General features: G+C 48.7%; 11 protein-coding genes. 4 read left to right on the forward strand and 7 right to left on the reverse strand.

Translation table 11 applies throughout. The annotated features are described in order from the left end of the window. Positions 1-209: 209 nt before the first annotated feature. Together IEY34_RS09460 and IEY34_RS09465 are read left to right on the forward strand one after the other, a co-directional pair. Positions 210-1,280 (forward strand): GntR family transcriptional regulator, encoded by a 1,071-nt coding sequence (locus IEY34_RS09460; RefSeq protein WP_189010700.1) that lies wholly within the window; start codon positions 210-212, stop codon positions 1,278-1,280. Between the two features lie 655 nt (positions 1,281-1,935). Further along, positions 1,936-2,175, forward strand: coding sequence for a hypothetical protein (locus IEY34_RS09465; RefSeq protein WP_189010702.1), 240 nt, complete (start codon positions 1,936-1,938; stop codon positions 2,173-2,175). A 478-nt stretch (positions 2,176-2,653) separates the two neighbouring features. On the opposite strand, the gene abc-f is transcribed toward IEY34_RS09465, so the two are convergent. The 6 genes from abc-f to IEY34_RS09495 all read right to left on the reverse strand — a co-directional run bounded on the left by abc-f (position 2,654) and on the right by IEY34_RS09495 (position 10,556). Further along, positions 2,654-4,579, reverse strand: a complete 1,926-nt coding sequence (abc-f, locus tag IEY34_RS09470; RefSeq protein ID WP_189010704.1) for a ribosomal protection-like ABC-F family protein — start codon at positions 4,577-4,579, stop codon at positions 2,654-2,656. 106 nt (positions 4,580-4,685) lie between these two features. Next, positions 4,686-4,829 carry a hypothetical protein gene (locus tag IEY34_RS09475; RefSeq protein ID WP_189010706.1) on the reverse strand — a complete coding sequence of 48 codons (144 nt, stop codon included), beginning with the start codon at positions 4,827-4,829 and terminating at the stop codon, positions 4,686-4,688. 93 nt (positions 4,830-4,922) lie between these two features. Beyond that, a complete protein-coding gene (locus IEY34_RS09480) occupies positions 4,923-5,684 on the reverse strand; it encodes a TSUP family transporter (RefSeq protein ID WP_189010708.1) in 762 nt (253 codons plus the stop codon). A gap of 167 nt (positions 5,685-5,851) precedes the next feature. Continuing rightward, positions 5,852-6,883, reverse strand: coding sequence for a zinc-dependent alcohol dehydrogenase (locus IEY34_RS09485; RefSeq protein WP_189010710.1), 1,032 nt, complete (start codon positions 6,881-6,883; stop codon positions 5,852-5,854). A 185-nt stretch (positions 6,884-7,068) separates the two neighbouring features. Next, entirely contained in the window at positions 7,069-8,049 is a 981-nt protein-coding gene (locus IEY34_RS09490) for a CapA family protein (protein WP_189010712.1), read from the reverse strand. A gap of 746 nt (positions 8,050-8,795) precedes the next feature. After that, positions 8,796-10,556 (reverse strand): glycoside hydrolase family 35 protein, encoded by a 1,761-nt coding sequence (locus tag IEY34_RS09495; protein ID WP_189010714.1) that lies wholly within the window; start codon positions 10,554-10,556, stop codon positions 8,796-8,798. A 172-nt stretch (positions 10,557-10,728) separates the two neighbouring features. Between IEY34_RS09495 and IEY34_RS09500 the strand changes: the two genes are divergently transcribed. Next, on the forward strand, positions 10,729-11,637 hold the full coding sequence (locus IEY34_RS09500; RefSeq protein WP_189010716.1) for an AraC family transcriptional regulator: 909 nt from the start codon (positions 10,729-10,731) through the stop codon (positions 11,635-11,637). A gap of 1 nt (position 11,638) precedes the next feature. Here IEY34_RS09500 and IEY34_RS09505 read toward each other — a convergent pair whose 3' ends face one another. After that, positions 11,639-12,409: a DeoR/GlpR family DNA-binding transcription regulator gene (locus IEY34_RS09505; RefSeq protein WP_189010718.1), complete on the reverse strand. Its 771-nt coding sequence runs from the start codon at positions 12,407-12,409 to the stop codon at positions 11,639-11,641. 511 nt (positions 12,410-12,920) lie between these two features. Between IEY34_RS09505 and IEY34_RS09510 the strand changes: the two genes are divergently transcribed. Beyond that, positions 12,921-13,871 (forward strand): metallophosphoesterase family protein, encoded by a 951-nt coding sequence (locus tag IEY34_RS09510; RefSeq protein WP_189010720.1) that lies wholly within the window; start codon positions 12,921-12,923, stop codon positions 13,869-13,871. The last annotated feature ends 26 nt before the right edge of the window (positions 13,872-13,897 follow it).

Raw genomic sequence — 13,897 nt, forward strand, 5'->3', positions numbered from 1 at the left:
TCAGAACGATGGCAGATTCATGTCCCGGACCATACAAAAGCCCCTACCCTCACGAAAGTTGAGGCAGAGGCTTCAGGACAAGGGCTAATCTATCGCACGCGCCAAGCTTCCAAGGTAATCGCATGAAATTTTCGGGATTATAGCATAATAAGCATTTGCAGCATTACTGAGACAATAAACCTACGACTTAGATGAATCAGGTGATACGCATGAGTAAAGTTCCTCTTTATAAACAAATCTACCATTCCATTAAAGATAAAATTTTAACCGGAGAACTCCGTCCCAAAGACCGCGTTCCTTCCGAGCAGGAATTTATGGATCAGTTTATGGTTAGCAAAACAACCGTCAAAACTGCACTCGCCATCCTGCTCGATGAAGGGCTTGTCACTCGTATTCAAGGCAAAGGAACCTTCGTATCGGCATCGCCTTCCTCATTCATTGTTGATCCGAACAGTCGCACTATCGCATCCAATTCGCCTACCTGTATAGGTCTGATTATCCCTACAATAAAAACCAAAGTCATTCAGCGACTTGTCGACCACATCGAATATTACGTCAAAGAGGCGGGATGCCAGCTTGTGCTGCATATTACACGTGAATCGTCATCGGAAGAGTCCCGCTCTGTTCAGGCTTTGACCCAGACGCATGGTGTCCGCGGCATCATCGTTTTTCCTACGGAGGATGAGAGCTACAATGAATCGCTGCTGCGTTTATCCCTAGATAAATATCCGTTCGTCTTCATCGACCGCTACTTGCGGAATATCGATACCTACCGGATTACCTCCGATAATTGGGGCGGCGCGTACGAGACGATTACCAACCTGCTCAGCGAGGGGCATCAGCAAATTGCGCTCATCTCACCCGACAATACGAACACGACGATCGAGGATCGTACGCATGGCTTTGAGAAAGCTTATATCGACGGCAACATGCTGATTGATAAAAGCTTATGGTGCCACGTTCCTATCCGCACCCTTCGAACTGGCGATACCTATGCGCATATTGTCAAATTCCTGCGCCAGCAGCCTAACATCACAGCTGTTTTCGCTCTGACCGCAGAGATGGCACGGCATACCCATCTTGCCCTGCATCAGGAGGAGGGATTAAACCCTCACATCGAGCTGGTTTCCTTCGATGATCCGGAAATCCCGGGAATCTCGCATATTTTGCAGGATGAAGAGCAAATGGCCCTCTCCGCCGTTAAGCTACTGCTCGAGCAGCTTGGTGGACAGCACGCTCCGCAGCGCGTCGAGATCCCAGTGCAGTGGATCCATGTTTGAGGCGCTTGGCTCACAGCGAGAACGGCAAAAGGCTACCCCTAGTTACGGGACAGCCTTAATGCCGTTGCGATAGCGCAATTGTGTGCGATAGCACGTCTTTATACGTGGCAGTACGTCTGTGCTGCGATAGCGCATCTGTGTATGGCAGCACGTCTATGAGTAGAGTCATCCTATTCCGCGCTAGCTGAAGCTGCGCTGCCAGATAGGCAGTTTCATTGGAAAAATCCAATGAAATCCTCTATTTCACAATCAAAATCCCGATTTCATTGGATAAATACAATGTAAATCTCCAAATTGGCCCTTGGGAGCCGATTTCAAGTAAAACCATTGGAAAAATCCAATCAAAGGTTGATTTCAACCGTCCTCAAGCTGATTTCATTGGAAATCTCCAATGGAGCACTTGATTACTTAGTGGTGTAATGAGCAACAGAAGTCGGTTGAGAGTTGAAATGTGCGGTAAGGGAGGCTTTGGGTGGGAAGAACAGCCAGGGGAATCGTCGATTCGCTATTTGTGACAAATCGGCCTCTCCTAGCATTCCCGCGGATCGTAGATTCGCTTTTTCATACAAACCGCGCTTTTCTGGGCGTAGCACAGTGAAATAGCGGAACCACGTTCCGCGCTTGCGGAAGCTGCGCTGCCAGATAGGCAGTTTCATTGGAAAAATCCAATGAAATCCTCTATTTCACAATCAAAATCCCGATTACATTGGATAAATACAATGTAAATCTCCAAATTGGCCCTTGGGAGCCGATTTCAAGTAAAACCATTGGAAAAATCCAATCAAAGGTTGATTTCAACCGTCTTCAAGCTGATTTCATTGGAAATATCCAATCAAAGGTTGATTTCAACCGTCTTCAAGCTGATTTCATTGGAAATATCCAATGGAGCACTTGATTATTTAGTGGTGTAATGAGCAACAGAAGTCGGTTGAGAGTTGAAATGTGCGGTAAGGGAGGCTTTGGGTGGGAAGAACAGCCAGGGGAATCGTCGATTCGCTATTTGTGACAAATCGGCCTCTCCTAGCATTCCCGCGGATCGTAGATTCGCTTTTTCATACAAACCGCGCTTTTCTGGGCGTAGCACAGTGAAATAGCGGAACCACGTTCCGCAGAAGCGCCATTTTGCGCGATTCCCGCCAAAATAACGGATCTACGATCCCTTTGAGACGCCGCTCATGCAAAAGGCATCTGGCTCCATGGGTCGCTCAGGCACTTGCCTCCAAATTCGCCCAGACACCCACCTCCAGCTTCGCTCAGACACCCGCCTCCAGCTTCGCCCAGACACCCACCTCCAAATTCGCCCAGACACCCACCTCCAGCTTCGCCCAGACACCCACCTCCAGCGTTCACCCAGCTCCCGCCTCTGCTCTCCCTTACTCCTCAATGTGCAGCCACTGCTCGTAGAGCAAATCCAGCACCTGCTGCGCCGATTCTCGTTCACCCCACAGCTGGCTGAGCTCATCCGAGGCTTCGCTGCTGGCCAGCCGCTGGTCCAGATCGTTCAATCGCGCTTCGCCATCGGCGATCTGTCGCTCCAACTTCTCGCGTGAGAACACGGAGGAGCTGCCCTGTGGCTTCTCCCGAGCCACCGACTCCGTTTTGTCCCCGCTTGCAGCAGTCATGCTTGCGCTGGCCTTGGCACTTCCATGATTTGACGTATCCTCACGCAATCGAGCGCTCTTCTCTCTGTAATCGTCGAAGCTCCCCACAAAGACGGTGATACGCCCTTGATCCAGCTCCCATATTTTCTGCGACAGCCGATTCATAAAATATCGATCATGCGTCACAGTGAGCACCGTACCTGGGAATTCGTCAAGCGCATCTTCCAATGCCTCTCTAGAGGCGATGTCCATGTGATTGGTCGGCTCATCCAAAATGAGCAGATTCGGCTTGCGCAGCACTAGCAGCGCCAGGCGCAGCCGCGTCCACTCGCCTCCTGAGAGTGAACTGACCGCTTTGAAAACATCAGCTCCATAGAATAAATAAGCAGCCAGGCGTCCCCGAGCTTCGCCTTCCTCCAGCCGTGCTTCTTCACAAAAGTACGTGAGCACCGACTTCTTGTTATCTTCAGGATAGGCTTGCTGCGCCAAATAACCAATGTCCACTCGCGCACCTACCTCGAGCTGTCCGCGATCAGGCTGCTCTTCACCGAGAATCATCTTGAGCAGCGTTGTTTTCCCTGAACCGTTATGTCCTACGAGCATGACTTTCTCGCCATATTGGAGCAAACCATTCGCCCGCTGCAGCAGCACTTTCTCGCCGAAACGTTTATCCACCTCTTCCAGACGCACAACTCTGCGACCGGAGCGGTCATCCAGCTTCAGTCCAAACTCAGCCGCCTTAGGATCAAGGACTGGCCGCTTGAGCTTCTCCATCCGGTCTAGTGCTTTCTGCATCGACGCCGCGCGGCGGAAAAATTTCTCGTTGTCTCCGACTTTGCCCCACTCTGTCAGTTTCTTAATCGTCTCTTTCATCTTCTTGATGACCTTCTGCTGCTCCTGATAATCAGCAAATTGCTGCATCAGTCTGATCTCTTTCTCCCGCACAAACCCTGAATACGAGGAAAAATAAATCGCTGACTCCCCGTCTTCCAGCTCGATGATTTTCGTTACTACCAGATCCAGGAAATAGCGATCATGGGAAACAACCAAGCATGCCCCTTCATACTGAGCAAGATACTCCTCCAACCATTCGACGCCGGACAAATCCAGATGATTCGTAGGCTCATCGAGCAGAAGCAAATCCGGCTTCCCGATCAACTGCGAGGCGAGGGTGACCTTCGTCTTCTCCCCTCCGGACAACGACCCGAAGCTCCGCTCGTAAAACTCGCGAGCAATACGCAGCCCATTCGCCACTTGGTCGATGCGGGCGTCCATCTCATACCCGCCTTCCCTTTCGAAGCGCTCCTGCAGATGCGCATATCGTTGGAGCAGTTGATCCAGCACATTGGGGTCGTTGACCGCTTCATCACTTGCCATTTGCTGCTCTATCTCAGTCATCTCTTGCTGACACTTCATCAGTTCTTGATAGCTGGCAGCCAGCACATCATACACCGTGCCATTCTCCCACTCTGTGGGAATTTGCGCCAAGTAGCCAATCTTCGTGCCTTTGCGCACGGTTAATTGACCTTCGTCAGGCTTTTCCATTTTGGCGATCAGGCGCAGCAATGTTGATTTCCCGCTACCGTTGCGACCTACTAATCCAATTCGATCTCCTTGATGGATTTCGAAAGTGACGTCTTCCAGTACGAGCTGGGCACCGTGAAATTTCTTTATATGTTGACCATTTATCATTAACATATGGGGATCCTCCTAAGTTTCGGAAAGACCCTAATCCCCCACCATCAGCCAATAAAAAAAGGCCGCAGGAAAATTCCTACGACCTTTCGAATGGATCCGTTCGAGGTTAAGGTAGGTGTCTTTTCGTGAGTTGTAATACCGTATGAGCATAATTGGACAGACTTCTCCCGTCTTTGAATGCTGCATGAACGATGCCAGCCATCGAAATGGGTAACTGGCTCACACGATTGTTTACAGACTCTCGATTCATCCTACCTTCACCTCCTTCAAAAACATGATGGAAAAATCATAGCATAACCCTCGGTCAATTCGCAACCTCAAAGATTCCTTTTTATGCTGAGCCCTATATTAAATCCCAAATCTGCTTCCCAATCAGGATGATACAAACTGTAAGAAACAAGGGACGTACATAAGCTGTTCCTTTGCGAATCGCCATACGCGAGCCTAAGAAGGAACCACCAACCATCGCTAACCCCATGGGAATGCCGATGCCATAATTGATTGATCCCAGTACCATAAAAGTCGCCAAGCTAGCGATATTGCTGCCGAAATTCAGCATTTTGGAATTGCCGGCCGCTTTGACGAAATCGAACCCAAGCATCAGAAAGACGAAAATTAAGAAAGACCCGGTGCCAGGGCCAAAGAAACCATCGTAAAAACCCAGAACAAATGCGGCGCCACCCATTAAAACCGCGGTTTTCGTCGAGTATTGGCGGAACGATGAGGTTGTCCCCCAATTTTTGCGGAAGGTGGTATAGATCGTGATGAGAATCAACATAACAACCACCAATGGTTTCAAGAAATCAGACGGAATCTGACGCAGTACCATCGTACCGCTCACAGCGCCGAGCAGGGATAATACGAACAAGCCCTTGACTGCTTTTATATCAATATTGCCTGATCGCATAAAGGAAATGGTGCTGGTCAGGGATGACATAGTGCCTGCCAGTTTATTAGTCCCCAAGGCCACCGCCGGCGGCAGTCCTGCAGCTAGCAAAACCGGTACGGAGATGAGTCCTCCTCCACCCACAACGGAATCCACATAGGCGGCGAGAAAACCACCGATGATGACGAAGATCATCATTTCTAAACTCAAGTGCATCATGCTGCAAGGACTCCTCTTTTGTCTTTTTTTCCAATCCTTATTCTCGCATGTTGCTTGCATTCAGGCAAGAAAATAAGCAAAAGCTGAGCTGCCAAAAAGCGACAAAAAGAGGTAGGGGAAACCGCTCCCCTACCTCATTCAACCTTTTGCGCAAAAATAAAGGGTGATTAACTCGTACTGGGGATCGTAATGAGTTCCTTCCCGTAGTTTACGAGAACCCCTAGCACATCCCGTGGAGACTCACGCAGTAAATCGTAAGCCTCTACCATCGTAGATAAAGAAATTTCATGGGTAATTAAAGATTGAATAACGATTCTTCCTTCCGCCAACAAGCGAATGAACTCCGTCATGTTGCGGCCCTCTGTCCAGCGTACATAACCAATCGGATAATCAACCCCGTTGCTCTCGTAACTCTCATTATATCTGCCTGGACCGCCAGCACGCGCGATAAGCACCTGTGCCTCTTTGGCGAACATCAACTCGCGATTGAAGTCCATTTTGAGATCGCCGACAATAACTACTTTCCCCCTGTCGCGAATCCAATGCAGCGCCTGATCAATCATGCCGGGATTAGCTCCACTGGCGCATAAAATCACGGCATCTACACCTTGGTGCTGCTGGATTGATTCAATTACACTGCTGACATCTTCTACACTAGCGCATACGTGGGCGGCACATGTTTCCTTGAGCTTGGCACAGCGTTCGGCTAACAAGTCAAGCCCGATGACCCTATTGCCAGAAACATCTGCGATCTGACAGACGATTTGGCCCAAGATGCCAAGTCCGACCACAACGACGGATTCACCTAATCGCAAGTCAGCTTGGCGCAGCGCATGAATGGCAATCGCTCCGAGTCCGACGAAGGCGGCCTCTTTGGAGCTGCAAGTCTCGGGTATTGGCGTAACAAGATGCTTAGGCACGACCAATACTTCGGAATGGTTAACAAATGGCGCGCCATAGCAAGCCACGCGTTGTCCCGCCTTGACGTGCGTAACACCTTCCCCCACCTCACGAACGATGCCCATCGCACTATAGCCAAGCTGCATCGGCTCTTCATTCATCATTCTTTTGAGCAGCAGTTCCGTACCTGAACTAATCGCGGAATAGAGGGTCTCAACGCGCACATGATTCACAGCGCTGGATGGTTCGACTACATCTATAACATCAACTTTACCTTTCAGGGAAATCACTGATTTCATCGGTACCCTCCTTTTTATTGGTATATATCTGGTTCATATAATCTATGTTAAGTCATAATAAAACCACTGTCAAACCTTTTATCAGTGAAAATTGATTTTATTTCACTAAAAACTCACATTAATAAGAACCAAATAAGTATCAGAGTATTTCGTAGGCTTGACCACAATTAGAACTCAGAACCGAGTTAGTTTCCCCCGTTCCGATATCTAACTGCAAACCTCGTCTGGCCCGTCTTGCTTCGCTCTACGATCGTGGGAATTTGCTCCACCTTACTGATGTCTGCTACGCCCCTTTCGTTTGTGGTTACAGTTAACGACAAAATCAATCCCTCGATGGTACTCGTAGATTTCGTCAGCTTTGACGATACGAAATTCCCCAGAGACGATGCCGCGACTCGCGTTCGCACCTGACCGTAGATGTCTTTCATCACACTCTGCGTCACCGGATGCAGGACATGAGGATGTGCCCCCACAACCACATTCGCACCTTGTTTGAACAGAAATCGGTTTAACTGCTTCTGCTCACGCGACGGGGAGGTTAGGTACTCCTTGCCAAAATGAAGGCATACTAGGATGAAATCCGTTTTATTTTTCAACTCGCGCATATCCGCTGCCATGATCTTGGGATCCAGACGATTCACAAGCCAGCGCTGCGGTACGGGGATCGCATTGGTGCTTTTGGTATAGGCCAAGATGCCGACCTTCACATCTTTGACCTTCAGAATCAGCTGCCTCTTCGCTTCACTCATGGAACGTGCCGTCCCTGTATGCGCAAGGCCTTGTTGATCAAGGATACGCAAGGTGCGCTTGAGTCCGTTAATGCCGCCATCCATGCAATGATTGTTTGCCGTGGTGACCACATGAAATCCCGTGTTTTTCAACGTTGCTGCAAATTCATCGGGGCAATTGAAAACCGGATAGCCGGTTTTCGGATTTCGTCGTTCTCTCGGACAATTGCATTTGGGACGTATCCCCAAAGCGCCTAACTGCCTTTTGCCCGAAAAGGTCGTTTCCAAATTGCCTATCGTCAAATCATGCGCCATGAAAGTTGGTTTAACCTCTTCCAAAATAGCATCAAACGCATAGCCTTCGGCTTGCTTGCATGAAGCAATGATTTCACTTTTCATCAGTAAATCCCCGACCGCGGCAATCCTAATTTCAGCCATCACCTCACTCCTCTCTTGAGCACATTATTCAGCCGGAGGCGCTGACGTTTGCAAAATGGGCGTGAGAAGAAACAGCGCTGCATATTCTCAGCGTTCTTGCCTCCATCTATTTAACTCCACCATTTCATTCCACCAATTACTCATTTCCCCATTACTCTCCCACCATCGTGATCGGGAAAGAAATAAGCACCTTCTGTTGTCCTATTTACCCGGATCGAATAAGAAAAACGGCTTCGCCGCTCTGAGAGATCAGTCTCTTCTTAGCGACAAAACCTGTTAAGGGAACTGGAGGACGCTATTTTGGCAAATAGCAGGGATACTGGGGTATTAGTGGAACTACAGGGTCTTATTTCCGCCAAAAGCGCTGAATTACCCATGAAACAGCAGAATAGCGTCCTGTAGTTCCCACACCCCCGCAATAATGGCACTTTTGGCCCGAATAGCTTACTGTAGTTCCCTCACCTCCGCGCGAGGCAACTGGATCAACCCCGCGCTGTAAAAAAAAGAACAGCCGAGTTTCCTCGACTGTCCTTCCATAATGCCGCTGCCAAGCATGTGCAACATCCCCTAAACAAGCCTTCAGGCAGCTTGGCATCCCAATCCCTGGGAATAGGGAGCCCCAGTGCATGCAAAGCGACGGCTGCCGTGTCTATAATCGTCAGACCGACCAGATCGGCATTTGCAGCAACGCCTGGACCCCGACATCCCCAGAATATGGTCATATCGCCCGGCTGATCGCTGCCGTGTTATCCTAAATCCGGTGTATCTACCAACTCAACAACCGCCTTATCCGTATGGTGCAATTCGAACACGATGATTTCATTGCGGCCTTTTTTCAGTAATGGCGCTGGCAGGTAGAGCGTCTTTTGAGGCCCTTTTTCCCAATAACGTCCCAAGTTAAACCCGTTGATCCACACCACACCCTTGGACCAGGCATCCAAACGAACAAAAGTGTCCCCAGCCTCTTCCACCGTGAACTCCCCACGATAAAAAGTCGGACGGGCCTGTCCTTCAACTTCTACCGCTTGGCGCCCAAAAGGAATCAATGCCGGATTGTCTAGCGGGAGTGGATATATCGTCCAATCAAACAAGAATTGATTATTCATCCGCACACCTTCGGTAATGCCTTTATAATCTTTCAATTGCGGGCCATAATTAACACGTCCCATGTTCTCAACGAGAATATCCAGCTTCGCTCCGCCAGCAGGAATGTCCAGTGGAAGTGGATGTTCCTCCCATCGTTCTACTACACCTTGATAAACGCCGTCCAAGAAAACAAGTGCGCGATCATGAACTTCTTGCAGGCGAAGCATCTCGCCCGTGCGTGGTCCAGACACCTGCGTCGAATACACAATGAAGCCATAGTCTTGACCGAGTTTCTCCATCGGCTCCGGGTACGTTCGCTTCACAGGCTCCGAAAGCTCAGCTAAATGATGGAGCAAATCCACCTTCTCAGTCAACGCAATGTGTCCATAGCTTTTCTTTGCAATTGGCTCAGGCATCACTGGGAAATCCTCTACATTCTTGCCCAAATAGTTCGCAATTACGGTGCGAATAGCCCTGTATTTCTCCGTTTCATCCCCGCACTCGGATAATGGCGAATCATAATCATAGCTCGTAATTGTCGCTTCATACTTATCATGATAATTGGCTCCATTATAGAAACCGAAGTTGGTTCCGCCGTGGAACATATAGAAATTCACAGATGCGCCGGCACGAAGCATACGGTCGAACACATCAGCCACATCATCAGCAGCCCGCGTATGGTGCGGTTTCAACCAGTGATCAAACCAACCATTCCAATACTCCATGCAAAAAAGTGGTTCATCTCCGCGGTATTCACGGAATTTCTCGAACGCTTCTTCCGGCTTAGAGCCGAAATTGACTGTCGCCAATGTACCGGGGACTGTGCCGCCTTGCAGCATGCCATCCTCAGGGCCATCTGAGGTAAACAGCAAAACATCCACACCTCGTTTAATCAGGCCATCCCTTAAATAAGTCAGGTACTCTGTATCGTTGCCGTAGCTGCCGTACTCATTCTCGATTTGCACGGCCAGGATAGGCCCGCCATTCGTACTCAGCAATGGAGTCAACCGGGGAATCAGCTCATCATAGTAGCGATCCACTTTTTGCAAATACCGCGCATCCATGCAGCGGAATTTCATGTTCGAATCTTGCAGCAGCCATGCCGGCAACCCGCCAAATTCCCACTCTGCACAAATGTAGGGACTCGGCCGCACAATGACATGCAGCCCTAAATCGCCAGCAAGTTGGACGAATCTCTCTACGTTGGCAAGTCCCTCGAAATTAAACACATTTTCCTGTGGTTCATGCAAATTCCAGGGCAAATAAGTCTCGACTGTGTTGAATCCGCAAGCTTTCAGCTTGAGCAAACGATCTTCCCAATATTCCGGTACAACGCGGAAATAATGAATCGCTCCCGATATCAGCTGAATAGGTTCTCCATCTAGTAAGAACTGTCTATCTTTTGCTTTTAAAATTGCCATATAAATCCCTCCGGATTAAGAATACTTAAGAATACGATTGGTTGTTGTCTCCTCTCATCATCGCTGAAAAGACATGACCGCTCAATCTCCAAATGGAGCATTTTCTATACCAAATGTGCCATTACAATGGTATGATGATAAGAACCATTTGAACCCTAGGGAGGGATTTGCTGTGGAGGATTTATATCGGTTTCCCAACATCATACATACCCTGCAAGTCGTAGGCTGCCATTTTGGACGCAAGCCCCCGGGATGGGAATATCCGCGGCATCATCATCATTTATTTGAACTGCTTTACTGCCAAGAGGGGCAAGTTACGCATGACATTAATCGTGAAGCTGTAACGATGAAGACAGGTGACTGGTTGCTGATCAAGTCCGGGGTCCGTCATCAATCTTCTAATTCGTCTGCGCTCGATTATGGCTATTTCAATGTGCATTTTGATCTCGACGATACGGAAATTCGCAGTCTGCTGGCAGCAACACCTTATCGTTATATTCCACAAAAGGCAGCCGCTGAGAGCAAACTCTTGCATTATGTAAAAGAGCTGGAATCTGTCATGCATAGGAATCTCGCCAATGCCGAAGAAGCCCAGCTTCACTTACGCTTTGAGGATAAACTGCTGCTGCAATCTTACCTATTACTCATCATTCATGATGTGCTTGATCTAATACGGGGGCATGCTGCCTCATACAAACAAAAAAAAACAGCAGTGTCGGATAAAGATGCCTCTTTATTCGCCGCTGATGTCGCGCATGCAATTGAAGAAAAGCTATCAAGTGGGCTTTGTGAGGAAGCGACCGTCGCCGGGATCGCCAAAGAGCTGAATTTGAGCCGCAGCCAGTGTACCAAGCTATTCGCCAAAGTGTATGGCCTGTCGCCGCGTCAGTACGTGAGCCAACAAAAGCTGAAACTAGCCAAAGAACTGCTGGTCACAACCCATTTGCCCATGACAGATATCGCCGACAAGCTTGGCTTCCAATCAGCCAGCCACTTCTCACGGCAATTCCGCCGCTGGACCGGTCAATCGCCAAGCGAATTCAAGCCCAAACACCAGGTCGCTCAGCAGCCGCTATCCTAAATCAGTCACTGATCAGAACTTCAATGCCGAGTGTCTCAATCGCATCGATCCATTCTTTGGAACAGCCGGAATCGGTTATCACCATCGATATTTCTTCGAGTTTCGACACGCGGGCAAACGTAGACATCCCGAATTTGGTATGATCCGTTACCAGAATGGACTCCTCAGCTCGCTGTATCATTTTGCGCGAAACAAGGGCTTCCGCCAGGTGAAAGTCGGTTATGCCGTCAGTGAGTGAGATACCTCCAACGGAGATAAACGCCTTGTTTACTTTGAACTGGTCCAGCATTTGATCCGTAAGAGAGCCTGCAGCTGCTTGAAACTCCATATTGACTTCCCCGCCTACGAAGATGATTCTTCCACGGAACGTTTCCATGGCCAGATTGAGAATCGGGACCGAATGAGTAATCAACGTAATATTCGTACGATCCTTCAAATAAGGCATAATCTCAATCGTCGTCGTGCCGTTATCCATCATGATCGTTTCGCCATCCCGAATTAACGAGGCAGCCAGCTTGCCGATCGCCGCTTTCTCCGCCTTCATCATTTGGGCCCGCTTCAGAAAAGGCGGCTCCACAAGCTCCAGACGCATCTTAACCGCACCGCCGTAAACCTTGCGAAGCTTTCCTTCCTTCTCCAATCGGTCCAAATCACGCCGCACTGTTTCCGTAGAAACCGCAAGCATCTCTGAGAGCTGATGCACTTGGACCTTCCCTTCCATCTCCAGCTGATTCAGGATCGTCATCCTGCGATCTTCATATGTTAATGACATTTGGGCCTTCCTCCATGACCGATAGTTTGTATATGGTGTTGTTTCTTGTTGTTTTAATCAGTGTAGGGGTAGGTGTTGCGTGTGTCAACTGGGACCAATCACTACCTTAGTGTGTCAGATCAAACTCATATATGCACATTAGCAATACCTAATATGCCATTTTTGAATTTTACTCCTGAATAAACCTTTCGTACAATAAAATAAAGCCATTCTTCCAGGTTTATCAAACCGTCTGATCGGAGTGATCCAGAAAAAGTATGCTTTGAAACACAAGAAAGTAGATTAGTTCAAAATGGAAACGAAGACACCGTTATAAAGTAGAAATCTGAATAAAAACCTCGAACTCGCTGTAAGATGAGATCGAGGTTTTTGTATTTGCCTATCACGTACATGCTGCACAAAATTTGCATTGACAGTTCAACTGAAATGGATATACAATTGTCAACAAACAACAAGATATTATCACAAAACCACATAACGACAACAAAACAACAAATAGGGGGCTATTCGCGTGCAGCATCCGCTTACTTTTCGGAAAGATCACACGTTTACCATTACACAATTTACTGATGTACATTGGAAAGATGGTGGAACAGAAGACCAGCTTACCAAACGGCTTATGGAAGATGTGCTTGATGCCGAGCGCCCTGATCTTGTCGTATTTACTGGCGACGTCATTTATACCGGCTATGTCACACCAGGCGAACCTCTATGCGAGCAGCCTTTAGAAGCATTCCGCGATGCCGTTCAGGTTGCTGAAACCCGAGGCATTCCTTGGGCTGTGGTATTCGGCAACCACGATACCGAGACCCTTATCACAAGGACTGAGCTCATGGATACCGTTCTTCAACAACCGCATACGGTTGCACAGCGCGGTCCGGAAGAAATCAACGGTGTTGGGAACTATCAATTAACGATCACTGATTCAGAGGGATTGGCAGCTGCTGCCTTGTACTTTTTCGATTCTGGGAATGTCTCATCGCTCCCTCACATCAAAGGCTATGATTGGATTCGCCGCGATCAAATCGACTGGTATACCAAGCAGTCTTGGCAACTCACGTCCAGCAACAACGAGCAGCCTTTGCCTGCGCTTGCCTTCTTCCATATCCCGCTTCCGGAATATCAGGAAGTTTGGAACCGCGCCACTTGTTATGGCAACAAGTTCGAGAATGTTTGCTGCGCTCCCGTGAATTCCGGATTGTTCACAGCCATGGTCGAAATGGGCGATGTCATGGGAACATTCTGCGGTCACGATCACATCAATGATTATTGGGGCGAGCTGCATGGGATCCGTCTCAGTTACGGAAGAGCAACAGGCTACAGTACCTATGGGCAAGAAGGCTTCCCGCGAGGCGCCAGAATGATTCGTCTTCACCAAGGCGAGCGTTCTTTCGAAACATGGCTGCGACTGGCTGACGGCAAGGTGATCCGCAATCAACCAGAACACAATCCTACCGTATAAGTTCACCTAGATCTGGAGATGATCAT

This window comes from Paenibacillus marchantiophytorum (assembly GCF_014640555.1).
Taxonomy (GTDB): Bacteria; Bacillota; Bacilli; order Paenibacillales; family NBRC-103111; genus Paenibacillus_E; species Paenibacillus_E marchantiophytorum.

Bases quoted from the DNA above. Each gene is read 5' to 3' on its own strand.
- abc-f (WP_189010704.1), bottom strand. From the start codon at position 4,579: ATGTTAATGATAAATGGTCAACATATAAAGAAATTTCACGGTGCCCAG.
- IEY34_RS09460 (WP_189010700.1), top strand. From the start codon at position 210: ATGAGTAAAGTTCCTCTTTATAAACAAATCTACCATTCCATTAAAGAT.
- IEY34_RS09490 (WP_189010712.1), bottom strand. From the start codon at position 8,049: ATGGCTGAAATTAGGATTGCCGCGGTCGGGGATTTACTGATGAAAAGT.
- IEY34_RS09495 (WP_189010714.1), bottom strand. From the start codon at position 10,556: ATGGCAATTTTAAAAGCAAAAGATAGACAGTTCTTACTAGATGGAGAA.
- IEY34_RS09485 (WP_189010710.1), bottom strand. From the start codon at position 6,883: ATGAAATCAGTGATTTCCCTGAAAGGTAAAGTTGATGTTATAGATGTA.
- IEY34_RS09480 (WP_189010708.1), bottom strand. From the start codon at position 5,684: ATGATGCACTTGAGTTTAGAAATGATGATCTTCGTCATCATCGGTGGT.
- IEY34_RS09505 (WP_189010718.1), bottom strand. From the start codon at position 12,409: ATGTCATTAACATATGAAGATCGCAGGATGACGATCCTGAATCAGCTG.
- IEY34_RS09475 (WP_189010706.1), bottom strand. From the start codon at position 4,829: ATGAATCGAGAGTCTGTAAACAATCGTGTGAGCCAGTTACCCATTTCG.